Consider the following 25,963-nt stretch of genomic DNA (forward strand, 5'->3'; position numbering starts at 1 on the left):
CAGCAATGAATATTGAACAGATCTTTGAGAAACGTCTGGACCGAAATATTAATGGCGTTGTGAAAGCCGAACAGACGGACGATGCCAGTGCCTGGATTGAGCTTGATGAATACGTCATCACCCGGGAACTGGAAGGGCATCTTCGCCACTTCTTTGAATCTTATGTTCCGGCAACCGGTCCGGATCGCATACGCATGGAAAACAAAATTGGCGTATGGGTGTCAGGGTTCTTTGGCTCAGGTAAATCACACTTTATCAAGATTCTGTCGTATCTGTTGTCTAACCGCAAAGTCAGCCATAACGGTACAGAACGTCATGCTTACTCCTTCTTTGAAGACAAAATCAAAGATGCTCTGTTCCTCGCTGATATCAACAAAGCGGTCCATCATCCGACGGAAGTGATTCTGTTCAATATTGATTCTCGTGCTAACGTCGATGACAAAGAAGACGCCATCCTTAAAGTCTTCCTGAAGGTATTTAACGAACGGGTTGGCTACTGTGCTGATTTTCCGCACATCGCCCATCTGGAGCGTGAGCTGGCTAAACGCGGCCAATACGACGCGTTTAAGACCGCATTCGCCACTATCACTGACTCAAGCTGGGAAAAAGAGCGCGATTCCTACTATTTCATCAGCGATGAAATGGCAGAAGCCCTAAGCCAGGCCACCGGTCAAAGCGTTGACGCTTCGCGTCAATGGGTGGAACAGCTGGATAAGAATTTCCCATTAGATATCAATAATTTTTGCCAGTGGGTCAAAGAGTGGCTGGATGAAAACGGCAAAAATATCCTCTTCATGGTGGATGAAGTCGGCCAGTTCATCGGTAAAAATACGCAGATGATGTTGAAGCTGCAGACTATCACTGAAAATCTGGGTGTTATCTGTGGTGGACGCGCATGGGTTATTGTTACTTCCCAGGCGGATATTAATGCGGCCATTGGTGGGATGAGCAGCCGTGACGGACAAGATTTCTCTAAAATTCAAGGCCGTTTCTCTACCCGTTTGCAGCTTTCAAGCTCCAACACCTCCGAAGTTATCCAAAAACGTTTGCTGGTGAAAACCGATGCCGCAAAACCCGCGCTGGCGAAAGTCTGGCAGGAAAAAGGCGACATTCTACGTAACCAGCTTGCTTTTGATCCCACAACCACCGCTTCTTTGCGCCCCTACACCAGCGAAGAAGAATTTATTGATAACTACCCGTTTGTCCCGTGGCACTACCAGATTCTGCAGAAGGTTTTTGAGTCTATCCGGACCAAAGGTGCCGCCGGTAAACAGTTAGCCATGGGTGAACGCTCACAGTTAGAAGCCTTCCAGACTGCGGCACAGCAGATCTCCCCGCAGGGTCTGGATTCTCTGGTTCCCTTCTGGCGTTTTTATGCCGCGATTGAAAGCTTCCTGGAGCCGGCCGTCAGCCGCACCATCACTCAGGCCTGCCAGAATGGCATTCTTGATGAGTTCGATGGCAACTTACTGAAAACACTGTTCCTGATCCGCTACGTCGATGTGCTGAAAAGTACATTAGATAACCTGGTTACCCTTTCGATAGACAAAATCGATACCGATAAAGTCGAACTACGCCGTCGCGTTGAAAAAAGCCTGAATAAGCTGGAACGAGAAATGTTGATTGCACGTGTTGAAGACAAATACGTGTTTCTGACCAACGAAGAAAAAGAGATCGAGAACGAGATCCGTAACGTCGAAGTCGACTTCTCCGCGATCAACAAGAAACTGGCCTCGATCATCTTTGATGACATTCTGAAAAACCGGAAGTATCGCTATCCGGCAAATAAGCAGGACTTTGATATCAGCCGCTTCCTGAACGGGCACCCGTTAGACGGCGCAATGCTTAACGATCTGGTGGTAAAGATCCTCACGCCAAAAGATCCGACCTATGATTTCTATGACAACGACGCGGCATGCCGCCCATACACCTCTGAGGGAGACGGCTGCATTTTAATTCGTTTACCTGCCGATGCCCGGACCTGGACCGATATTGATTTGGTCGTCCAAACGGAAAAATTCCTCAGGGACAACGCAGGTCAGCGACCGGAACAAGCCAGTCTGCTTTCAGAAAAAGCCCGTGAGAACAGCGTTCGCGAGAAAATGCTCCGCGTTCAGCTGGAGTCGCTTATTGCCGAAGCTGACGTCTGGGCGATTGGCGAGCGCTTACCGAAGAAATCTTCGACGCCATCCAGCATCGTGGATGAAGCTTGCCGCTATGTGATTGAAAACACGTTTGCCAAGCTGAAAATGCTGCGCCCGTTCAACGGTGATATCGCACGTGAAATCCATGCACTACTCACGGTGGAGAATGATGCGGAGCTGGATCTGGGCGAACTGGAGGAATCCAACCCCGACGCGATGCGCGAAGTAGAAACCTGGGTCAGCATGAATATCGAGTTCAATAAGCCGGTTTATTTACGCGATATTCTGAACCACTTTGCCCGCCGTCCTTATGGATGGCCGGAAGAAGAAGTGAAGCTGCTGGTTGCCCGTCTGGCGCGCAAAGGCAAATTCAGCTTCAGCCAGCAGAATAACAATATCGAGCGTAAGCAGGTGTGGGAGCTGTTTAATAACAGCCGTCGCCACAGCGAGCTGCGTCTGCACAAAATTCGCCGTCACGACGAATCGCAAATTCGTAAGGCCGCACAAACTATGGCGGAAATTGCCCAACAGCCGTTTAGCGAACGTGAAGAACCGGCCCTGGTTGAACATATCCGCCAGGTCTTCAATGACTGGAAGCAAGAGCTGAATGTCTTCAAAGCGAAAGCGGAAGGTGGAAACAATCCAGGTAAAGATGAGATTGAGTCAGGCCTGCGCCTGCTGAATTCCATTCTGAGTGAAAAAGAAGATTTTGCCCTGATTGAGAAGGTCACCAGCCAGGTCAATGAGCTTCTGGATTTCAGTGAAGATCGTGAAAATTTGGTCGATTTCTACCGCAAGCAGTTTGCTACCTGGCAAAAACTAGGCGCGGCGCTGAACGGCAGCTTTAAATCCAACCGCAGCGCGCTGGAAAAAGACGCCGTGGCGGTAAAAGCACTGGGCGAGCTGGAAAACATCTGGCAGATGCCGGAACCTTATAAGCATCTCAATCGCATCACACCACTGATTGAACAGGTCCAGAACGTCAATCATCAGTTAGTGGAACAGCACCGCCAGCACGCCCTTGAACGCATTGACGCCCGCATTGAGGAAAGCCGTCAACGCTTGCAGGAAGCGCATGCCACGTCAGAGCTGCAAAACAGCGTTCTGCTGCCGATGCAAAAAGCCAGAAAACGTGCCGAGGTCAGCCAGTCAATTCCGGAAATTCTGGCGGAACAGCAAGAAACAATGGCACTGCAAACGGATGCCGAGAAGAAGATTAACCAGTGGATCGACGAGCTGCGTAAAAAGCAGGAAGCCCAGTTACGAGCAGCGAATGAAGCTAAACGCGCGGCCGAGTCACAACAGACTTATGTTGTGGTAGAGAAACCCGTTATCCAACCGGTACCGAAAAAAACGCATCTGGTGAATGTCGCCAGCGAGATGCGCAAAGCCACCGGTGGCGAAGTGCTGGAAACCGCCGAACAGGTGGAAAAAGCGCTGGATACGCTTCGTACTTCGCTGCTGGCAGCTATTGAGGCAGGTGACCGGATTCGTCTTCAGTAACCCCCATTTCAGGGCAGCGCTCTGCTGCCCTTTGCAGGATTTTCTATGAATACCAATAACATCAAAAAATACGCTCCACAGGCCCGTAACCAGTTCCGCGATGCGGTGATCCAAAAGCTAACCACGCTGGGGATTTCCGCTGATAAAAAAGGCAATCTGCAAATTGCGGATGCCGAGCTCGTCGGCGAAACCATGCGCTATGGTCAGTTCGACTACCCCAAATCCACCCTCACCCGCCGCGATCGTCTGGTAAAACGCGCCCGCGAGCAGGGCTTTGACGTGCTGGTTGAGCACTGTGCCTACACCTGGTTCAACCGCCTGTGCGCCATTCGTTATATGGAAATCCACGGTTATCTTGACCACGGCTTCCACATGCTCTCGCACCCGGATAACCCGACAGGCTTTGAAGTGCTGGACCACGTACCGGAAGTCGCGGAAGCATTACTACCAGAGAAAAAGGCGCAGCTGGTCGAGATGAAGCTTTCCGGCAACCAGGACGAAGCCATCTACCGTGAACTGCTGCTGGCCCAGTGCCACGCCCTGCACCGCGCGATGCCGTTCCTGTTTGAAGCTGTGGACGATGAAGCTGAACTACTGCTGCCGGATAACCTGACCCGCACCGACTCCATTCTACGCGGTCTGGTGGACGGTATTCCGGAAGAAGACTGGCAAGAAGTTGAGGTTATCGGCTGGCTGTATCAGTTCTATATCTCTGAGAAAAAAGATGCGGTTATCGGTAAGGTGGTGAAGAGCGAAGATATTCCTGCCGCCACCCAGCTGTTTACCCCAAACTGGATTGTGCAGTATCTGGTACAGAACTCCGTCGGCCGCCAGTGGTTGCAGACCTACCCGGATTCGCCGCTGAAAGGCAAAATGGACTACTACATTGAGCCAGCCGAACAGACGCCAGAAGTGCAGGCGCAGCTGGCCGCCATTACACCTGCCAGTATTGAACCGGAAAGCATCAAAGTACTCGACCCGGCCTGCGGCTCCGGGCATATTCTGATTGAAGTCTATAATGTGCTGAAAAATATCTATGAAGAGCGCGGCTATCGCGCCCGCGATATTCCACAGCTAATTCTGGAAAATAATATTTTTGGTCTCGACATTGACGACCGTGCTGCCCAGCTTTCCGGCTTTGCCTTATTAATGATGGCCCGTCAGGATGACCGCCGGATATTCACCCGCGACGTGCGTCTGAATATTGTCTCCCTGCAGGAGAGCCTGCATCTGGATATTGCTAAGCTGTGGCAGCAGCTGAACTTCCACCAGCAGAACCAGACTGGTAGCATGGGGGATATGTTTGCCGAAAATACAGCATTAGCCCATACCGACAGCGCAGAATATCAGCTGCTGATGCGCACGCTGAAGCGCTTTGTGAACGCCAAAACGCTGGGCTCGCTGATCCAGGTGCCACAGGAAGAAGAGGCGGAACTGAAGGCGTTTCTCGAAGCGCTATATCGCATGGAGCAGGAAGGCGATTTCCAGCAGAAGGCAGCGGCGAAAGCGTTTATTCCGTATATTCAGCAGGCGTGGATCCTGGCGCAGCGGTATGATGCGGTAGTGGCGAATCCGCCGTATATGGGTGGCAAGGGAATGAATAGTGAGCTGAAAGAGTTTGCCAAAAATAACTTCCCGGATAGTAAAGCTGATTTGTTTGCAATGTTTATGCAGAATGCATTTTCTTTGCTTAAAGAAAATGGGTTTAATGCTCAAGTCAATATGCAATCATGGATGTTTTTGTCAAGTTATGAAGCACTACGTAACTGGTTATTGGACAATAAAACATTTATTACGATGGCACATTTGGGAGCTCGGGCTTTTGGGCAAATTTCTGGAGAGGTTGTACAGACAACTGCCTGGGTGATTAAAAACCAACACTCCGAACGTTACCAACCTGTATTTTTTAGACTTATAGATGGTAGGGAAGAAGTAAAGAAAAGCGATCTACTTCTAAGGAAAAATATATTTGATAAATTTACACAGCATGATTTTAAAAACATACCAGGAATGCCAATAGCATATTGGATAGACTTACCGAGTCTATTATCTTTTCGCCACCATAAAAAACTTGGAGAAAAAATAGCATTAAAAGCAGGCATGTCCACCGGTGACAATATTAAATTTCAAAGATATTGGTACGAGGTTTCAATAAAAAAAACCCTTATCACAAATAAAGAATCAAATACAAAAATCGACATTCATAATATCAAATGGTTTCCTTGTAGTAGTGGAGGTGAATATCGAAAGTGGTATGGTAATAACGAAATAGTTGTAAATTGGGAAAATAATGGTTACGAAATACGAAATTTTAAATTTGAGAATGGCAAAACTCGCTCTGCCGTAAGAAATGATGAGTATTACTTTAGAGAAGGCATAACATGGTCAAAAATAAGCCAAGGTAATTTTTGCGTGAGATATCGTCCAAAAGGGTTTGTTTTTGATGATACAGGCCGTTGCGGCTTTTCAAATAACAAAAATGAGTTGCTTTACGCTGCGGGATTAATGTGCACTCCGGTTGTAAACCATTATTTATCAATACTAGCCCCCACACTTAGCTTTACTAGTGGTGAATTAGCCTCAGTACCATATCCAGAAATTGAAGATGAAATTATCGAATTAGTCACCAATGCTATTGAAATAGCTAAAAATGACTGGGACTCTCAAGAGCAATCATGGGATTATGTTTGTTCACCATTGCTTGAACACAATTCAACTCAATTGCTACGGAATATCTACAAACAAAAAATCAATACAAATATCAAGTTAGTCGAAACACTTCTCCTAATAGAAAATACTATAAATAATATTTTTATAGATAAATTACAACTTGACAAAACTATAATTAAAGCTGTATTGCAAAGTGAAATAACTCTACTATGTAATCCAAACTATCGATATAAAAATATTCAAGATCATACCGATCTAACCAATAAGTATTACACTGATATCACTATAGATATCTTAAGCTACATCATCGGCTGCATGATGGGCCGCTACTCCCTCGATCGCGAAGGACTGGTCTATGCCCATGAAGGCAATAAAGGCTTTGCCGAACTGGTCGCTGAAGACGCGTACAAAACCTTCCCGGCTGACAATGACGGTATCCTGCCGCTGATGGATGACGAGTGGTTTGACGATGACGTTACCTCTCGCGTCAAAGAGTTTGTTCGCACCGTTTGGGGCGAAGAACACTTGCAGGAAAATCTCGAATTTATCGCCGAAAGCCTCTGTTTATACGCGATAAAACCAAAAAAAGGCGAATCTGCGCTGGATACCATCCGCCGCTATCTTTCCACTCAGTTCTGGAAAGATCATATGAAGATGTATAAAAAGCGTCCGATATACTGGCTGTTCAGCTCCGGTAAAGAGAAAGCGTTTGAGTGCCTGGTCTATCTGCATCGCTACAACGATGCGACGCTGGCGAGAATGCGTACCGAATATGTAGTGCCGCTGCTGGCGCGCTATCAGGCCAATATCGATCGCCTGAACGAACAGGTCGATGGAGCCTCAGGCGGCGAAGCCACCCGTCTGAAACGTGAGCGTGATAGCCTGAGCAAAAAATTCAACGAACTGCGCAGCTTCGACGATCGCCTGCGCCACTATGCTGATATGAGAATCAGTATTGATCTCGACGACGGCGTTAAGGTTAACTACGGTAAGTTTGGCGATCTGCTGGCGGATGTGAAAGCCATTACCGGCAATGCACCGGAGATTATTTAATGAAAATAGCGGCGATTTATACGCAATCCGTCGGACCGCTGCCCGACGGTGAAATTCGTTTTGAAAACGACTGGTCAGGCGAGATAGAATCCAATGTCCTGATTACCGGGCCAAACGGCTGCGGTAAATCGACGCTGTTACGAGCCATTTCCTTATTATGGCGCGCCTTTGGGCATTGGCTGGGCACGGGTACGCGCCTGAATATCAAAGATGAATCTTATACCTGGTTCTATCGCTGGGATGCCAGCTGCGCGATGATTCTCGATTCCTTTTCGCCAAAATCGGAGGACCAAATAGGGCTATTTCTTGGCTCAGAGGCATTTTTAGTACAACTAAAAGAGAAATACCCACAGGTCTACTGGCTCGGGGAAACGGTAAGCAGAACAAAGGGAACAACGCCAGAGACGACCGTTTTTACGTCATCGGAACACTTTTTTCTTCCCTATAAGAACTGGTGGAGTCACTGGAGTAGCCAGTATCAACGGCTTGTACTGAAGGGACCAAGTGTTGATATGCCTAATCTGGTTTACCTGGATGCCGAAGCGCGCCGCTGGGTTCGCCCGCAAAAAGATATCGGCAGCCTGTCCCCGGATGATTCAACTCAAGCCTGGCTGGCAACCTATGAAGTGAACGATAACTGGAAAGGTCAGCTTGAATCGTCGCTCTTCAATATGAAGGCAACCATGCCCGGTGAATATCCTGAAATGATCGCCACGCTAAACCAGTTCTTCAGCGGTAAACGTATCGAAGCTGAAATTCATCCAGGACAGCGGCAACGTGTCCTACTGGATTCAGGGAATGATCATTCGTTAGATGCGCTTAGCTCCGGCGAACATCAGGTGCTGATTATGCTGTTTACGGTACAACGCTGGCTACAGCCCGGCGGTGTTGTACTCATTGATGAGCCGGATCTGCATCTGCATCCGTCCCTGATATCGCCGTTGCTGGCATCCATTGAGAACATCGTTGCCAGGAAAAATGGTCAGCTTGTGATGACTTCACACGCAACGGATATCTGGCAACGTTATGACAACATGGGATTGCGGATTGATTTAACCGATGGCAAGGATGCGGAAAATGGCCAGCGTTAAGCAAATTATTCGGGACATTAAAGAACAAAAAGTGGCCACAACCGGCAGACGGGTACTGCTGGTTGAAGGTACAGATGATGTCACGGCTTTCCAGAATTTCCTCAGCAGAAAATTTCCGGCATGGGAACAAGATTGGATCCTTGCACCAGCAGGTTCTAAGAAAAATGTGCTTGAGGCGTTAGCCCTTGAAGCCAACTGGCTGGGCGTGGTTGATCGTGACGCATGGACTGACGTGCAGATCGCTGAAAAGCGTCGAAATCTAGCTAATCTACTGGTTCTTCCGCGTTTTTGTATTGAAAGTTATCTGATCGCGCCGGAAGAACTTTGGCTGGTGTTTCAGCCAAAACATCAGCAGGCGATCAATGGCGGCATACAGGCATTTATCCAGGCCGTTCATGATGTTTTACCTCAATGGCGGAACCATGCCGCACTTTGGAATGTTATCCATCCTCTTTGGGAACGGCTGCGCGCTGCCGGTTTTAATACTGCGTTTCATGATCTTAATACAGCACAGAATGATGCTGAAGTTGAACAATGCTTACGGCAGTGGAGCCAGCATCTGGATCCCGATGTCTTGTTAGCCCAGATACAAACGCAAAAAACTAACATCGCCGCACGCTCCCCAACGACGCAATTAACACAGTGCTTTCATGGTAAAATGTTTTTCGAACAGGCAATTGACCCCTTGCTAACCCAGCTTTTGGGTCAGCGGGCTCGTGAACAACGTCAAAAAGATCTGTTCCGCACGTTACCCGTACCTGACGATTTAACTTTTATCTGGAATGAAATGGGATTGTGACCTTGCAAAATCAGGAATTTATTGCCGGCCTTAAAGCAAAATTCGCCGAACATCGCATCGTTTTCTGGCACGATCCCGATAAGCGTTTCCTCGAAGAGCTGGATAACCTCGAACTCGAAAACGTCACGCTGCTTGATATGACCGACCAGTCGCAGCTGGCGGTTAAAAAGCGCATTGAAATCGACGAGCCGGAACAGCAGTTTTTGCTGTGGTTCCCCCACGATGCCCCCCCAAAAGAGTTCGACTGGCTATTGGATATTCGTCTTTATAGTACGGAGTTCCACGCCGATTTCGCCGCCATTACGCTGAATACATTAGGTATTCCACAGCTTGGCCTACGCGAGCACATTCAACGCCGGAAGGCATTTTTCAGCACTAAACGTCTTTCTGCCTTGAAAGGCCTGGTCACTGAGCAAGAAAACGAAGCTTCTCTTGATAAGAAGATGGTTGCGGTCATCGCTGGCGTAAAAACAGCAAAAACGGAAGAGATTCTGTTCAGCCTGATTACCCAATACGTTAATCAGCAGAAAGATGACGACAGCGACCTGGAAAACACGCTGGCGATGCTGAAACGCCACGACCTGGAAGGCGTTCTGTGGGACATTCTGAATCAGGAAATGGGCTATCAGGCCGAGCATCCGACCCTGGAAAACCTGATCCTCAAGCTGTTCTGTACCGATCTTTCCGCGCAGGCTGATCCGCAGAAACGCGAATGGCTGGAAAAAAACGTGCTGGCCACGCCGTCAGGCAGAGCCTCCGCGCTGGCCTTTATGGTCACCTGGCGCGCCGACCGTCGCTACAAAGAAGCCTATGATTATTGCGCACAGCAGATGCAGGATGCGCTGCGACCAGAAGACCAGTACCGTCTCAGCTCGCCGTATGATCTGCACGAGTGCGAAACCACGCTGAGCATTGAACAGACCATCATTCATGCGCTGGTGACGCAGCTTCTGGAAGAGAGCACCACGCTAGACCGTGAAGCCTTTAAGAAGCTTCTGTCTGAACGTCAGAGCAAATACTGGTGCCAGACGCGTCAGGAATACTGCGCTATTTACGATGCACTGCGTCAGGCCGAACGGTTGCTGAATCTGCGTAATCGTCATATTGATGGTTTCCACTATCAGGACAGCGCAACGTTCTGGAAAGCGTACTGCGAGGAGCTGTTCCGCTTTGACCAGGCCTACCGCCTGTTTAACGAATACGCGCTGTTGGTTCACAGCAAAGGCGCAATGATCCTGAAAAGCCTGGATGACTATATCGAAGCGCTGTATTCCAACTGGTACCTGGCAGAATTAAGCCGGAGCTGGAATAAGGTTCTGGAAACCGAAAACCGTATGCAGGAGTGGCGTATTGCGGGCGTACCACGGCAGCAGAACTTCTACAATGAGGTGGTTAAGCCGCAGTTTAACAATCCACAAATCAAGCGCGTATTCGTGATTATCTCCGACGCGCTGCGTTATGAAGTGGCAGAAGAGCTGGGCAACCAGATCAATACCGAGAAACGCTTTACTGCCGAACTGCGTTCCCAGTTGGGCGTGTTACCCAGCTATACCCAGCTGGGAATGGCGGCATTGCTGCCCCATGACGAGATATGCTACCAACCGGGTAGTGGTGACATCGTTTATGCGGACGGGTTATCCACCTCAGGTACGCCTAACCGCGATACCATTCTGAAGAAATATAAAGGGATGGCAGTAAAATCGGACGATCTGCTGAAATGGAAAAATCAGCAAGGACGAGATCTTATTCGCGATTACGAAGTCGTTTATATCTGGCATAACACCATTGATGCCATGGGTGACAGCGCATCGACGGAGGAGAAGACCTTCGAAGCGTGCCGTAACGCGGTGGTTGAACTGAAGGATTTAGTGACTCGTGTAATAAACCGTCTCCACGGTACACGGATTATCGTCACGGCGGACCACGGTTTCCTGTTCCAGCAGCAGCCCCTTTCCGGCCAGGATAAAACCACGCTGCAGATCAAGCCAGACAATACGATTAAAAACCACAAACGCTTTATTATCGGTCATCAGCTTCCTGCCGATGATTTTTGCTGGAAAGGAAAAGTGGCGGATACCGCAGGCGTCAGCGATAACAGCGAGTTCCTGATCCCGAAAGGGATCCAGCGTTTCCATTTCTCGGGCGGCGCGCGGTTTGTCCATGGTGGCGCCATGCTACAGGAAGTCTGCGTTCCCGTATTGCAGGTGAAAGCACTGCAGAAAACGGCTGCCGAGAAGCAACCTCAGCGTCGTCCGGTAGACATCGTCAAGCATCATCCGCTGATCAAACTCGTCAATAACATTGATAAAGTCAGCCTGCTGCAAACCCATCCGGTAGGTGAGTTATACGAACCACGTACTCTGAACATCTTCATCGTCGATAACGCCAATAATGTGGTATCCGGTAAAGAGCGAATCTGCTTTGACAGCGATAACAACACAATGGAAAAACGCGTGCGTGACGTGACGCTGAAGCTGATTGGCGCGAATTTCAATCGCCGTAATGAATACTGGCTGATACTGGAAGATGCACAAACGGAAACGGGTTACCAGAAGTACCCTGTGATTATCGATCTGGCATTTCAGGATGATTTCTTTTAAGTGAGGCGCTATGCAAACCCATCATGACTTACCCGTTCCAGCTGTATCCGAAGGGGAACTCGTCGCAGAAGGTTACGATCTGGACGCCTTGCTGAATCAGCATTTTCGTGGTCGGGTAGTACGTAAGGACCTGACTAAACAGCTCAAAGAAGGGGCAAATGTCCCGGTCTATGTGCTGGAGTATCTGCTCGGTATGTACTGCGCTTCCGACGATGACCAGATCGTCGAGCAAGGGTTGCAGAACGTTAAGCGTATTCTGGCTGATAACTACGTCCGCCCTGATGAAGCAGAGAAGGTGAAATCGCTCATTCGTGAGCGAGGATCCTACAAGATCATTGATAAAGTATCGGTAAAGCTCAATCAGAAGAAAGACGTTTACGAAGCCCAGCTCTCCAACCTCGGCATTAAAGATGCACTGGTTCCGCCGCAGATGGTCAAGGACAACGAGAAGCTGTTGACCGGCGGCATCTGGTGCATGATCACCGTGAACTACTTCTTTGAGGAAGGACAAAAAACGTCGCCCTTCTCTCTGATGACGCTTAAACCTATCCAGATGCCCAATATGGACATGGAAGAGGTATTTACCGCACGTACGCACTTCAACCGCGACCAGTGGATTGATGTCCTGCTACGTTCCGTGGGTATGGAACCCGCTAACATTGAGCAGCGAACCAAGTGGCACCTGATCACCCGCATGATCCCTTTCGTGGAAAACAACTATAACGTCTGCGAACTGGGTCCACGCGGCACCGGTAAAAGCCACGTCTATAAAGAATGTTCGCCAAACTCACTGTTAGTTTCCGGCGGGCAAACCACGGTAGCCAACCTGTTTTACAACATGGCCAGCCGCCAGATTGGCCTGGTTGGCATGTGGGATGTCGTCGCGTTTGATGAAGTGGCGGGGATCACTTTCAAAGACAAAGACGGCGTGCAAATCATGAAGGATTACATGGCGTCTGGCTCGTTTTCCCGCGGAAGAGATTCGATTGAAGGCAAAGCATCGATGGTGTTCGTCGGCAACATTAACCAAAGCGTTGAGACGCTAGTCAAAACCAGCCATCTGTTAGCCCCCTTCCCTGCCGCGATGATCGATACGGCGTTTTTCGACCGCTTCCATGCCTATATCCCCGGCTGGGAAATTCCGAAAATGCGCCCGGAATTCTTTACCAATCGCTACGGCCTTATCACAGATTATCTCGCCGAATACATGCGGGAAATGCGTAAGCGCAGCTTCTCCGACGCGATTGATAAGTTCTATAAGCTGGGTAATAACCTCAACCAGCGCGACGTTATCGCGGTAAGGCGCACGGTTTCTGGTCTACTGAAACTTCTTCACCCCAATGGTTCTTACAGCAAAGAAGATGTCCGTGTTTGCCTGACCTACGCCATGGAAGCTCGCCGTCGCGTCAAAGAACAGCTTAAAAAGCTGGGCGGTCTGGAGTTCTTCGATGTAAATTTCAGCTACATTGATAACGAGACGCTGGAAGAATTCTTCGTCAGCGTGCCGGAACAGGGTGGCAGCGAATTAATTCCTGCTGGCATGCCCAAACCTGGTGTAGTGCATTTGGTTACGCAAGCGGAAAGTGGCATGACGGGTCTGTATCGCTTCGAAACTCAGATGACCGCAGGCAATGGTAAGCATAGCGTTTCTGGTCTGGGATCAAGCACCTCGGCTAAGGAAGCCATCCGGGTTGGATTTGACTATTTCAAAGGCAACCTCAGCCGCGTTAGCGCAACAGCGAAATTTTCTGAACATGAGTACCACCTGCACGTAGTCGAATTGCACAATACTGGACCAAGTACCGCGACCAGTCTTGCCGCGCTGATCGCGCTGTGTTCCGTTTTACTGGCGAAACCCGTTCAGGAACAAATGGTCGTGTTAGGTAGCATGACGCTCGGTGGTGTGATCAACCCGGTTCAGGATCTGGCGGCTAGCTTACAACTTGCTTTCGATAGTGGCGCGAAAAAGGTCCTTTTGCCGATGTCTTCCGCGGTAGATATTCCGACTGTGCCAGCCGAGTTGTTTACCAAATTCCAGGTCAGTTTTTACTCTGAACCTGTAGATGCGGTTTATAAGGCGTTGGGAGTAAACTAAATATATCGAGGAGTGGGTCAAACTCCTCGATAAAATCAATATCGTCGTTATTTTAGTTAAAATTCATATTAGTCTAAATATCACTACGATTACTGTAACCCCTGGTTTCCCTTCATGCAGGCAAGTACGTTTTCTTAAGTGGAACCAACAGCTTAGTTTCAATATCCACCTGCTCATAGTTTTCCACTAACGCACGTACTAAATCGTCCAGCGTCCATAGCGTCAACGGGATTGTAGAGCGATCGGCCTCATAGCGCGCATCCTTGCTGAATCCGCCTGTGCTGACATACAACCCGCGATCGTCTTTATGACGGCCACCGATAAAGCTACGGATTTGCTGGCTGCTCATCTGTTCCCGTCGGTGCTTCACCTCAACAATGATGCGCGGATTTTCGAAGCCAAAACCGTCAGGCGAAGCAATGATGTCTTTTTCGCGGTCAGCACCCGCAGGCGATACCTGGGTTTTATATCCCATGCTGCGTAACACGCCTGCGACCAGATTTTGCATCTCATCCCAGTCGAGACGGTTGATACGATCTTTGATGCCTTCAAAGGCAATCATTTCCATGTCACGCAGAGGATTAGAAACAACCTCATCCTCTTCACCTGAAACAGGTACTTCCGGCACGACATCTGAGACAGGCTTTTTGCCCTGCACTAATTCATTCACGGCAAAATCAGGCACCTGAAAAACCGTCAGCGTTGAGCCAAGGGTGTTTCTGGTTGCATCACTCAGACTATCACGCTTAATCTCTTCCGCGTTCCACTTCACTTTACGGGCGATGCCCATGCCATCTTCAAGCCACTCGGCATGAAACTCAAAATCTGAGGCGATTTTCCCTATCAAATAAGTCCGATTAGAAGGTGAATAAGTGATAGCCCAGTCACCTTTCTGCATCTCGTTCACAAAGCGCCAGACCTGCGAAGCACCGGAACGAACTGTGCCTGACTTAGTCTGTGGCTCAAGCTCCTGATACCGGGTAAACAACTGCTCTCTTGAGCATCCCGGTTTCACATAGGGAGCGAGCTGCGACCAGCCGATAGCAACAACCTGCTTGTCTCTGAAGTCATCGTACAATTTTCCGCCATCACCGCGGATCATCCACATTTTAGTCGCCACAATGATTCCTTCTGAAAATGCCTCACAGCCATCTTACCCTGGGGAAACACTGATAAGATGGCTAATCACACTCCTGCCCTAAACCTGACGCCTATCAAGACTATTATAAATAGCCTCAATCTCACCCTTCAGGTTATCACCGCAATAAACCATCGATGTATCGTATCGTTCATATCGCGCTTCACGTGTCGCGCTAAACCAGTTGAACGATCCCACGCACAGCAAACCATCATCACCAATAACAATTTTGCTATGAACACGATTGACCAGTTTTGTCGCAATACCAAGGGCGTTCAGTTTCTCCAGCGCCGCTTTAAGGTTCTGCTGCTTCTCTTTTCGCTTCTCAAAATCATTATGTTCAGTGTTGTAGCTTCTGTCAGTGACTACCGTGACGTTAATACCACGTGAACACGCCGTAATCATGGAATCAAGAAAACCGGTTTGCTCCAGTTTTTGCCAGGTTAGCCATGGAGAAACTATCGTGATGTGTTTATCGGTATTTTCAAACGTCTGATTCAGGAAATTATCATGCTGCTCCACACCATGGAGTGTGTAGATTTTGGTCTCGGCAGTTTTTAAATCCTTACGCTCTTTATAATCAAAAGTGAGCGCATTCTTCTCTGACTCAAAGAGATATTTTGCCAGTAATCCCCGCGGAGATGAGGCTGGCTGAATCTCAAACAGGTCCATATCGCCGAAGACCAGGAAACTGTCCTTAGCTCGGGAGACAGCAACATTCAGCATGCTGTTATCGCTATCAATAAACGCGCCGTCTTCATGCTTTGAATAGACTGGCGAGAATATAACAATCGCTCTTTCAGCGCCCTGAAGAGAATGGACTGTGCCCACCGTGAGCGACGTTTCATTGGTGCCTGCGCTGATGCCTTGTTTATCCAGCGCCTGTTTGATGGTCGGTACCTGCGCACTAAAAGGCGTCACGATACCGACAACTTCATGAAGCGATTTACCATAATGCGCTTCAATACTTTGCTGGTTATCTGTCAGCCAGGCCGCTATCGTTTCAGCCTCCAGCAAATTATATCGACTTCCGCTACTTGCCAGCTCTCCTTTACCATCAATATGGAGATAACCCATTGCTGGCATTAAATTGCTCTCTTCACACCCTCTTTTAGGCAACAACTTACCGTGATAGCAGAGCGTATTGCAGTATCCAATAATATTATCGAAGCACCGGCGGTGTTCATATAAGTACATTCCACGAGCCAGTTCGGGATCATATTGATAGCGTGAGGCACACTGCGCTATTTTCATGACGCTGCCAGATGCGGCGCTTTTACCAAGCTCTGCGATTGCCGTATATTTCTCAGTAATCTCCTCTTGCGTACTGCCTGACAGAATTTTTTCCGCCAGCATGTTACCTATATCAATAGCAGGAGTAATACTCCATATTGGCGGGATCTGTTCCGTATCACCAATCACTAATGCCTTTTTAGCTAAGGCAAACGAGGCAGCAGCCACTTCAGGAAGCACCTGCCCAGCTTCATCGACAATGAGTAAATCGGCGAAGTCATATAAATAGCTTTTCTCGAATTTACGCTGCCCTTTATGTTCACTTATCTGCATATTGCCGGGCAGCATATAGCAGGTCATGACCACGCATGGGGTAAGTTTCATTCGGCGTTGCCAGCGAGCTGTTACCCCTTTAGCACCTTTCTTGCCCTTTTCTTTCTGCAGATCATCAATGCCGGCCATATCCATCAACCAACGACCTTCCCAGTAGTGGGTCGTCAGTAAGAATGCAGGGAAGCGAATCTGCGTATCAGCCAGCTCATCTGCCTGTGAGAAGCTCAGTTCCTCGTCGCCCTCATGCCCTAAATCAAGTGCCAGCCTCTGCCATTCCTGAGCCGCCTGCTGTTCTTTAAGAACGATTTCATGCGCGGAGTCAATCTGCTGCCGGTAGGTTGTTTGCTCGCGCTCGGCGGAATTAAGCAACCTATCGATATTACGTTCGATGGTTTCAGGATCCGACCATTGATTTCCCGCAATCAGCGCACCTAATTTATCTTCGAGAAACAGTTGTATTTGGTACTGCCGCTTACTGCGAACCACTGGTAGCCATGAAAATAATGGATAGATCAGTGATTCACTGGCCCGATATTTTTTCCATTCCGCTTTAGCACTTTTTAGTTGAGTAACTTTTTGTTCTTGCCCGGAGAGTAATTTATTTAAATTATCGAGATATTGCTCAATGTCGTTATCAATAAGCTCTCGCGTTGCCCGAACCTGGCTTAACGTTTGCCATGTTGCGTTCAGTCTTACCAGTTGCTCGGATTTTGCTGCCAACTGACCATGCAGGAGTTCAATAACCTTTTCAGGGGATGAACACTCTTTTTCAGGAAAGGCTGCCTTAGCTTTCTCCAGATAAAACAGCAGTGCATCCTCTACATACTCTTTTGACTCAACCTGGTTGAAGAAATCTTCAGTTTGATATTTTTTGGCGGCCTCGGCTTTACGAGTGCTTGAGGGAAAATAAGCGCCGAAGCTTTTCAGCTCCGGCAACCATCGTCCGGCCATTGCACCAGTGCCTTGGGAAAAATCTTTCCCGAACGCCTCGATAATGTTCGTTACAGCTTGGTTATTCGTTGAAGTCGCGATAATAACCGGAGGTTCCGCTTTTTCGAGAGCCGCTCGGGCCCACTGCGTGGCGATGATAGAAAGCACCAGCGTGGTTTTTCCGGTTCCCGGGGGACCATTAACGGCAAGGATATCGCCATGCCTCGCATCCAGAAAATGGCTTAAGGCATCGCGCTGAGCCTTTGCCAGCGGAAACTTATCCCCGGAGTGTCCAATCCTGTCGCTGAATTTTGCTTCCGGAGGAAGTAATGACTCTGCAGCATGAACCTCTCGCGAGGCGAAACGATTGAAGAGCGGCACATCCTTTTTGCAAACAAGCAGGTGATCATAAAGTGAAAGGATATGGAAACTGGCGCCGCCAGATTGCGCCGTTTTAACAATATAACCGTGCTCAGCGAGTTCATATTGCTCAGGATTTTTAATCCAGTCGCCGACAACGTTCTTCAGCAGCCTTTCTGAATCATCCAGATATTGACGCCAATCCTGCTGCCAGGCTGCATATCGTGCTTCTCGTTCTTCATCTGTTTCGGCGGTCTTATCAACGCGGTCATCAAAGTTGATAGAGAATGACGTATGTGTCGTTTTGTATTTGTCGTACTGCTCAATCTCACCAATTGAAAATGCCCCTTTTGGCAAAGGTTCAAGCAGGTCTCTGGGAATGGAGGTCGCTGGCGTCGGATATAAAAAACCTTCACGGCTCAATAGGGCTGGCGTCACTATCGGGGTAACAATATCAGGCGCACCAGCGGAATGGTCCTTTCCACGCTGCAGTAACCGGAAATAAACCTTTGGCCGCAAGATGACATCGACTGTTTCGACGTCGTCTTTTTCTCCCTCAAAAAATTTACCAACGATCGTTTCGTCAAGACGTCCCGCCGCTATCCCATGCCAGTGGGTGAAATTTTTGGCGTCTTTGCGTTCAAAACTGCCCTTTCCTGACTCAGCATCTGCCAGCGAATTGCGCCAGTATGAGGCAAACCCTAAAGCATTGTCATCCATTACCAGTCCTATGTTTCAATGAAACCCATTGATTTATCGAATATAAAATCACCGTATGAATAACTATTGTCCACGTTGAAAGGCTGGCTGCAATGTTTTGTTCACGCTTCAATACAAATACTCAGGTTATACGGAGTTCAGAAAACGACCATATCATGCTGCATGTCACATAATAGCGTTATAACTGAAGCAGTAGAGGATTATCGGCTGCGCAGCTCGCTCCAGAAGCCCGTGAACCCGACTGGATAGCGTTCAGTGCAATATTGGAAAACCTGTAAGCTCAGAAAATAACGCTGTCGAATGTTCCGTCGACCAGTTCACGTTGCTGGAGACGCATTTGCGCACTACGGACTCGAACGTATTAAAGAGGCTCGCCACCCCGCTTGTCCTCTCTGCGTTTTTCCGCCGGATTAATACCTTCTAAAATAAGCCTTCTTATATCCGCTTGCTTCTCCCTTGCCAGTGCAAGAGAAATGAGCGGATAAGGGCCTAATGCCATACGGTTCTTTTTGTTTCCAAAGCGAAATTTCAGATACCACAGCTTGGATCCGCTGGGGTTCACCTGAATGTAAAAACCGTGGCAGTCAAAGAGCCTGTATGCCTTGCCAGGCAGCCTGGCATGCCGGATTGCGAGATCTGTAAGCGCCATTTGGGGGGCACTCCTCTATCGAACCGGGTTTGCCCCTTTTTGCCCCCAGATCGCGTGGATGTTAATGGATGAAAAACGACCAACACGGAAAGACCACAAAATAAATATTTCTATTACAGAAAAATAAATTATCTTTGAATTACAGATGGATATGGACGAATTTGGACGGAAATGGACACAAAAAAAGCCACCATTAGGCAGCTAATTATTGCATCACTTGGTGCCGAAGGCCGGACTCGAACCGGCACGTATTTCTACGGTTGATTTTGAATCAACTGCGTCTACCGATTTCGCCACTTCGGCACTGAAGAGGTATGCGGAAAACGTTGTGGATTATACCTGTCATACGCCACCATGCAAGCACGAGCATACACCTGTATCGCTAAGTGCTGAAAATTTCAGCAGCGTTGAGTATTAAATAGAATAATCAGGCTACTTCCCGCCTTCTCCAGCAGATTAACGCCGGGCGTCCCTTGCCTCCATGCTCTACACTTTTCAGTTCAACACCACATTAAGGGAAACACAATGACGATAATAAAAAGCTATGCCGCCAAAGAGGCGGGCGGCGAGCTCGAACTCTATGAATATGACGCGGGAGAACTCCAACCGGAAGATGTCGAGGTACGGGTCGACTACTGCGGGATCTGCCATTCCGATCTGTCAATGATCGACAATGAATGGGGGTTCTCTCAATACCCTCTGGTTGCCGGACATGAGGTCATCGGTCGGGTGGCCGCACTCGGCAGCGCGGCACAGGATAAGGGGCTAAAAGTCGGCCAGCGCGTTGGAATCGGCTGGACGGCGCGCAGCTGCGGACACTGCGATGCCTGTATCAGCGGCAATCAAATTAACTGCCAGGAAGGCGCAGTGCCCACTATCCTCAATCGTGGCGGTTTTGCCGAGAAGCTTCGCGCAGGCTGGCAGTGGGTAATTCCTCTTCCGGAGAATATAGATATGGCGTCCGCAGGCCCGCTGTTATGTGGCGGCATTACGGTCTTTAAACCGCTATTGATGCACCATATTACTGCTACCAGCCGCGTTGGCGTCATCGGTATTGGCGGGCTGGGGCATATCGCCATAAAGCTGTTACACGCGATGGGCTGCGAAGTCACCGCGTTCAGCTCAAATCCATCGAAGGAGCAGGAAGTGCTGGCGATGGGGGCCAATAACGTGGTGAACAGCCGCGATCCGGAAGCGTTAAAAGCACTGGCGGGTCAGTTCGATCTCATTATTAACACGGTTAACGTCGATCTCGACTGGCAACCCTACTTCGAAGCGCTGACCTATGGCGGCAACTTCCATACCGTTGGGGCGGTATTGAAGCCGCTGCCCGTACCGGCGTTTACATTAATTGCCGGCGATCGCAGTATCTCAGGCTCGGCAACCGGAACGCCATATGAACTTCGCAAACTGATGAAATTCGCCGGACGCAGTAAAGTCGCGCCCACCACGGAACTGTTCGCAATGTCACAAATCAACGAGGCTATCCAGCACGTTCGCGACGGCAAAGCCCGCTATCGTGTAGTGCTAAAAGCTGACTTCTGACCGCCTGACTCAGCGCTTTGACAATGATCAGGAAGCGCTGAGTGCCTGACGAAAAGCCTGTACAGCCAGTCGGCACTGCTCCGTCACGTGCTCGATGTCATGATTAACATCGATACGCGCAATATCATGTTCATCGGCACAGGGTCGCTCCAGCGCATCAAACTGACTTTGCAGCAGGTCTGGCGGCATAAAATGCCCGGCACGACGCTGCATTCGCTGCAGAATAGTAGCGTAATCGCCATCCAGCCACAGGAAATGTACGTTAGGGCTACTCTTACGTAAAATATCGCGGTACTGTTTTTTTAATGACGAGCAAACAATAAATCCCGTCTCATTTTTTTTATAAAGACTGTATGAAGCGTCATTTAATCGTTCCAGCCAGGGTAAGCGGTCTTCATCAGTTAACGGTATTCCCTGAGACATTTTATCAATGTTTTTCGCCGGATGGAGATCATCGCCGTCAATAAACTTCGCAGAAAATAATGTTGCAATTTTGCTGCCTATTAAAGACTTACCACTACCTGAAACACCCATTAAAATATAGCTTTCCCCGGCCATTTAAATACCTCTGAGTCATATTCCACAACACAATATTACGCCTCTACGTTCGACAATTTCACGTTTTTTAATTTCCATAGAGAAGAACTCTAAGGCACATCACGTTATGCGTAACATTGTAGTGTAACAATTTTCCAGCGTGACATAAGTCACAAATAGTGACAAATAAAACCGCTTAAATGCGTTCAGGGTAACTACCTGACCAGTGAGGAATTTATGGAAGTAAAAACTCAATCCTGCGTTGTTGCGGGTAAGCGTGCTGTTGCCGTTACGGAACAAAATATTGAATGGAATAATAAAGGAACTCTCGTACAAATTACCCGTGGCGGCATTTGTGGGTCTGACTTACATTATTATCAGGAAGGCAAAGTCGGCAATTTTACAGTAAAAGCGCCAATGATTTTAGGTCATGAAGTGATTGGCAAAATCGTTCATAGCGACTCAGATTTATTACGTGAAGGACAACCGGTAGCAATTAATCCATCGGAGCCTTGCGGTCATTGCAAATACTGTCTGCAGCATGAAGAAAACCACTGTACTGAAATGCGTTTCTTTGGCAGCGCCATGTATTTTCCGCATGTCGATGGCGGTTTTACCCGATTTAAAGCTGTCGATACCGCTCAGTGCATTCCCTGGCCGGAACAGGCGGACGAAAAAGCCATGGCCTTTGCCGAGCCGCTGGCGGTTGCCATTCATGCAGCTCATGAGGCGGGCGATCTGCAGGGCAAACGCATCTTTATCTCCGGCGTTGGCCCTATCGGCTGCCTGATTGTTAGCGCGGTAAAAACGCTGGGCGCGGCGGAAGTGGTATGTGCCGATATCAGTACCCGTTCTCTCTCGCTGGCCCGGCAGATGGGCGCGGATACGCTGGTGAACCCACAGCATGATTCTCTCGATGACTGGAAAGCAGAAAAAGGGTATTTCGATATCAGTTTTGAAGTCTCTGGGCATCCTTCCTCTATCTCAACGTGTCTGGAAGTCACACGGGCCAAAGGCGTGATGGTGCAGGTTGGCATGGGCGGCGCAGTTCCCAACTTCCCGATGATGATGGTAATAAGCAAAGAGATCTCCCTGAAAGGCTCTTTCCGCTTTACTACCGAATTTAATACTGCGGTTTCCTGGCTTGCCAACCGCGTTATCAATCCGCTGCCGTTACTGAGCGCGGAATATCCATTTACCGACCTGGAAGCGGCGCTGATCTTTGCCGGAGACAAAACACAGGCGGCAAAAGTTCAGCTCGTTTTCTGAGAAAGTAAAATAAGGGACACTATCATGAACGATCTTTTTTCACTGGCAGGTAAAAATATCCTTATCACCGGAGCCGCTCAGGGAATTGGTTATTTGCTGGCGACCGGTCTTGGTCGCTATGGCGCGCGCATTATTGTTAACGATATCACCCCGGAGCGCGCCGAAACAGCCGTGACGAAACTTCAGCAGGAAGGGATAAAGGCTATTGCCGCTCCTTTTAATGTCACCCATAAACAGGATATTGAAGCTGCGGTTGAACATATCGAAAAAGATATCGGCGTCATTGACGTCCTGATAAATAACGCCGGTATCCAGCGCCGTCATCCGTTTACTGAGTTTCCCGAACAGGAGTGGAATGACGTCATCGCCGTAAATCAGACCGCGGTTTTTCTCGTCTCTCAGGCCGTTACGCGCCGTATGGTGGCGCGGCAGGCAGGAAAAGTGATCAACATCTGTTCGATGCAAAGCGAGCTGGGCCGCGACACGATTACGCCATACGCCGCGTCGAAGGGTGCCGTGAAGATGCTGACTCGCGGCATGTGCGTGGAGCTGGCGCGTCATAATATCCAGGTCAACGGTATTGCGCCGGGGTACTTCAAAACGGAGATGACCAAAGCGCTGGTTGAAGATGAAGCCTTCACCTCCTGGCTATGCAAACGTACGCCTGCCGCACGCTGGGGCGATCCCCAGGAGCTTATTGGCGCAGCGGTGTTTCTCTCGTCAAAAGCCTCCGACTTTGTTAACGGACATCTGCTGTTTGTCGATGGCGGTATGCTGGTTGCCGTCTGACCAGGGAAATACGACGCAGCGCGTAAGCGCTGCTATTTTGGCGCTAATAAGAGAGACGAATATGCCATTAATAATTATTGCGGCAGGCGTTGCGCTGCTGTTGGTTTTAATGATTGGCTTTAAAGTTAACGGCTTTATCGCCCTTGTTCTGGTTGCCGCCGTGGTGGGATTTGCCGAAGGGATGGGCGCGCAAGACGTCCTGCACTCCATACAAAACGGAATTGGCGGTACTCTGGGCGGACTCGCCATGATCCTCGGTTTTGGCGCGATGCTGGGAAGATTAATTTCCGATACCGGCGCCGCGCAGCGCATTGCGACGACGCTCATTAATACGTTCGGCAAAAAACGCGTGCAATGGGCGCTGGTGATCACCGGGCTTATCGTCGGCCTGGCAATGTTTTTTGAAGTCGGATTCGTACTGCTGTTGCCGCTCGTTTTTACGATTGTGGCCTCATCGGGACTGCCCTTGCTGTATGTCGGGGTTCCAATGGTCGCCGCCTTATCCGTTACGCACTGCTTCCTGCCGCCGCATCCCGGCCCTACTGCTATTGCGACAATTTTTGAGGCAAATCTCGGTACGACCCTGCTGTATGGGTTAATCATTACCATACCGACCGTGATTGTTGCCGGCCCTCTGTTTTCAAAATTGCTGGCGCGCTTTGAGAAAGCGCCGCCTGAAGGATTATTTAATCCTCACCTATTCAGTGAAGAGGAGATGCCGTCATTCTGGAACAGTATTTTTGCCGCCGTGATCCCGGTCATTCTGATGGCCATCGCAGCGGTATGTGAAATCACGCTGCCAAAAACGAATGCCGTGCGGGTTTTCTTCGAATTTATCGGTAATCCAGCAGTGGCGTTGTTTATTGCCATTATCATCGCCATTTTTACGCTGGGCCGACGCAACGGACGTACGGTTGAGCAGGTGATGGATATCGTCGGCGAGTCCATTGGCGCTATTGCGATGATTGTTTTTATCATCGCGGGCGGCGGCGCGTTTAAGCAAGTGCTGGTGGATAGCGGCGTGGGTCAATATATCTCGCAATTAATGACCGGCACCTCGCTATCTCCGTTATTAATGTGCTGGACGGTAGCCGCCGTGCTGCGTATTGCGTTAGGTTCCGCGACCGTGGCTGCGATAACCACAGCGGGCGTCGTATTGCCGATTATTAACGTAACCCACGCCGATCCGGCGTTAATGGTACTGGCGACAGGCGCGGGAAGCGTTATTGCATCACATGTTAACGATCCCGGTTTTTGGCTGTTTAAAGGGTATTTTAATCTTAGCGTCGGGGAAACCCTACGCACCTGGACCGTTATGGAAACATTGATTTCTGTCATGGGGTTGCTGGGCGTACTGGCGCTGAATGCGGTTCTGCATTAATTCATCATCCGCAGCCCAATTAACCATGGGGGCGACGTTCCCGCCTCCGGTACTGGAGAAAACATGAGGAATCACAGAATTTCTTTGCAGGATATCGCTACGCTTGCTGGCGTGACAAAAATGACGGTGAGCCGTTACATCCGCTCGCCGAAAAAAGTCGCCAGGGAAACCGGCGAGCGTATTGCGCAGATCATGGAGGAAATTAACTACATACCAAATCGCGCGCCAGCTATGCTGTTAAACGCGCAAAGTTACACTCTGGGCGTGCTGATCCCCTCTTTCCAGAACCAGTTGTTTGCCGACATTCTTGCCGGGATTGAATCCGTAACGTCGGGTCATAACTACCAAACTCTCATTGCGAATTACAATTACAATCGCGATTCGGAAGAAGAGTCCGTTATCAATTTACTGTCTTACAATATCGACGGCATTATTCTTTCAGAAAAATATCATACCCTCAGAACCGTCAAATTCCTGCGCTCAGCTACCCTTCCGATTGTAGAACTCATGGACATCCAGGGCGATCGCTTAGATATGGAGGTGGGGTTTGATAACCGTCAGGCCGCCTTTGATATGGTCAGCACCATGCTGGATAAACGCCAGCGGCGAAAAATCCTCTATCTGGGTTCAAAAGACGATATCCGAGATGAGCAGCGTTATCACGGCTACTGCGATGCGATGACGCGCCGGGGGCTGGCGCCGTTGCGCATCAATCCACGCGCTATCTCCTCTATCCATCTGGGGATACAGCTAATGCGTGATGCGCTTACTGCGCACCCGGACGTGGATGGCGTCTTTTGTACAAATGACGATATCGCAATGGGCGCTCTACTGTGGTGCCGCGAGCGTCAACTGGCCGTACCGGAGCAGATCTCCATCGCCGGCTTCCACGGTCTGGAGATGGGCAGGCAAATGATACCGAGCCTCGCCAGCGTAATTACCCCTCGTTTTGAGATCGGGCGCAGAGCCGCGCAGATGTTGCTCAACAAAATTAAAAATAACGATCTCAACCATAATACGATTGATTTGGGTTATCAGATTTATCACGGCAGCACGTTATAAATTTTTTGTTCTACTTTTTCCCGCAGCTTGCCTGAGCTTAACGCGTAGCCAAAAGCGCCACG

The 25,963-nt window shown here is 49.2% G+C and carries 15 protein-coding genes and 1 tRNA gene; 11 read left to right on the forward strand and 5 right to left on the reverse strand.

The window, feature by feature from the left end:
* Window positions 1-5 precede the first annotated feature (5 nt).
* The 6 genes from brxC to brxL are packed head-to-tail and all read left to right on the forward strand — an operon-like array spanning window position 6 to window position 13,955.
* Window positions 6-3,647, forward strand: coding sequence for a BREX system P-loop protein BrxC (brxC, locus tag QEN31_RS20365; RefSeq protein ID WP_001019652.1), 3,642 nt, complete (start codon window positions 6-8; stop codon window positions 3,645-3,647).
* Window positions 3,648-3,692: 45 nt separating this feature from the next.
* Window positions 3,693-7,370, forward strand: coding sequence for a BREX-1 system adenine-specific DNA-methyltransferase PglX (pglX, locus tag QEN31_RS20370; protein WP_001095591.1), 3,678 nt, complete (start codon window positions 3,693-3,695; stop codon window positions 7,368-7,370).
* Entirely contained in the window at window positions 7,370-8,461 is a 1,092-nt protein-coding gene (locus QEN31_RS20375) for an ATP-binding protein (protein WP_001526178.1), read from the forward strand. The genes pglX and QEN31_RS20375 overlap by 1 nt, the downstream gene beginning before the upstream one ends.
* Window positions 8,439-9,260: a DUF4435 domain-containing protein gene (locus tag QEN31_RS20380; RefSeq protein ID WP_010989100.1), complete on the forward strand. Its 822-nt coding sequence runs from the start codon at window positions 8,439-8,441 to the stop codon at window positions 9,258-9,260. The genes QEN31_RS20375 and QEN31_RS20380 overlap by 23 nt, the downstream gene beginning before the upstream one ends.
* A 2-nt stretch (window positions 9,261-9,262) precedes the next feature.
* Window positions 9,263-11,860, forward strand: a complete 2,598-nt coding sequence (gene pglZ, locus QEN31_RS20385; RefSeq protein WP_001738657.1) for a BREX-1 system phosphatase PglZ type A — start codon at window positions 9,263-9,265, stop codon at window positions 11,858-11,860.
* Window positions 11,861-11,870: 10 nt separating this feature from the next.
* On the forward strand, window positions 11,871-13,955 hold the full coding sequence (gene brxL, locus QEN31_RS20390) for a protease Lon-related BREX system protein BrxL (RefSeq protein WP_001193068.1): 2,085 nt from the start codon (window positions 11,871-11,873) through the stop codon (window positions 13,953-13,955).
* Window positions 13,956-14,067: 112 nt separating this feature from the next.
* Here the strand turns inward: brxL and QEN31_RS20395 are convergent, their stop codons facing one another.
* From QEN31_RS20395 to QEN31_RS20410, 4 genes are all read right to left on the reverse strand, one after another.
* Window positions 14,068-15,057: a restriction endonuclease gene (locus tag QEN31_RS20395; RefSeq protein ID WP_010989099.1), complete on the reverse strand. Its 990-nt coding sequence runs from the start codon at window positions 15,055-15,057 to the stop codon at window positions 14,068-14,070.
* A gap of 96 nt (window positions 15,058-15,153) precedes the next feature.
* Window positions 15,154-18,669 carry an AAA domain-containing protein gene (locus tag QEN31_RS20400; protein WP_000342544.1) on the reverse strand — a complete coding sequence of 1,172 codons (3,516 nt, stop codon included), beginning with the start codon at window positions 18,667-18,669 and terminating at the stop codon, window positions 15,154-15,156.
* A gap of 361 nt (window positions 18,670-19,030) precedes the next feature.
* Complete coding sequence (locus tag QEN31_RS20405) at window positions 19,031-19,318, reverse strand: Arm DNA-binding domain-containing protein (protein WP_001687450.1); 288 nt, start codon at window positions 19,316-19,318, stop codon at window positions 19,031-19,033.
* A gap of 218 nt (window positions 19,319-19,536) precedes the next feature.
* Window positions 19,537-19,621 (reverse strand) — tRNA-Leu (locus QEN31_RS20410).
* 222 nt (window positions 19,622-19,843) lie between these two features.
* Here QEN31_RS20410 and ahr point away from each other — a divergent pair.
* Window positions 19,844-20,863, forward strand: a complete 1,020-nt coding sequence (gene ahr / locus QEN31_RS20415; protein ID WP_000152563.1) for an NADPH-dependent aldehyde reductase Ahr — start codon at window positions 19,844-19,846, stop codon at window positions 20,861-20,863.
* Between the two features lie 27 nt (window positions 20,864-20,890).
* Here ahr and idnK read toward each other — a convergent pair whose 3' ends face one another.
* The gene (idnK, locus tag QEN31_RS20420) at window positions 20,891-21,421 is read right to left on the reverse strand and encodes a gluconokinase (RefSeq protein WP_000896756.1); all 531 of its coding nucleotides are present in this window, start codon (window positions 21,419-21,421) and stop codon (window positions 20,891-20,893) included.
* Between the two features lie 216 nt (window positions 21,422-21,637).
* On the opposite strand from idnK, the gene idnD reads away from it, so the two are divergent.
* The 4 genes from idnD to idnR all read left to right on the forward strand — a co-directional run bounded on the left by idnD (window position 21,638) and on the right by idnR (window position 25,901).
* Entirely contained in the window at window positions 21,638-22,669 is a 1,032-nt protein-coding gene (gene idnD / locus QEN31_RS20425; RefSeq protein WP_000453340.1) for an L-idonate 5-dehydrogenase, read from the forward strand.
* 24 nt (window positions 22,670-22,693) lie between these two features.
* Window positions 22,694-23,458 (forward strand): gluconate 5-dehydrogenase, encoded by a 765-nt coding sequence (gene idnO / locus QEN31_RS20430; RefSeq protein WP_000998688.1) that lies wholly within the window; start codon window positions 22,694-22,696, stop codon window positions 23,456-23,458.
* A gap of 61 nt (window positions 23,459-23,519) precedes the next feature.
* Window positions 23,520-24,839 (forward strand): gnt-II system L-idonate transporter, encoded by a 1,320-nt coding sequence (gene idnT, locus QEN31_RS20435; RefSeq protein ID WP_001128356.1) that lies wholly within the window; start codon window positions 23,520-23,522, stop codon window positions 24,837-24,839.
* Window positions 24,840-24,902: 63 nt separating this feature from the next.
* Entirely contained in the window at window positions 24,903-25,901 is a 999-nt protein-coding gene (idnR, locus tag QEN31_RS20440; protein ID WP_001244065.1) for a DNA-binding transcriptional regulator IdnR, read from the forward strand.
* Window positions 25,902-25,963: the final 62 nt, after the last annotated feature.

Source organism: Salmonella sp. SA15303 (assembly GCF_029962125.1).
Classification (GTDB): Bacteria; Pseudomonadota; Gammaproteobacteria; order Enterobacterales; family Enterobacteriaceae; genus Salmonella; species Salmonella enterica.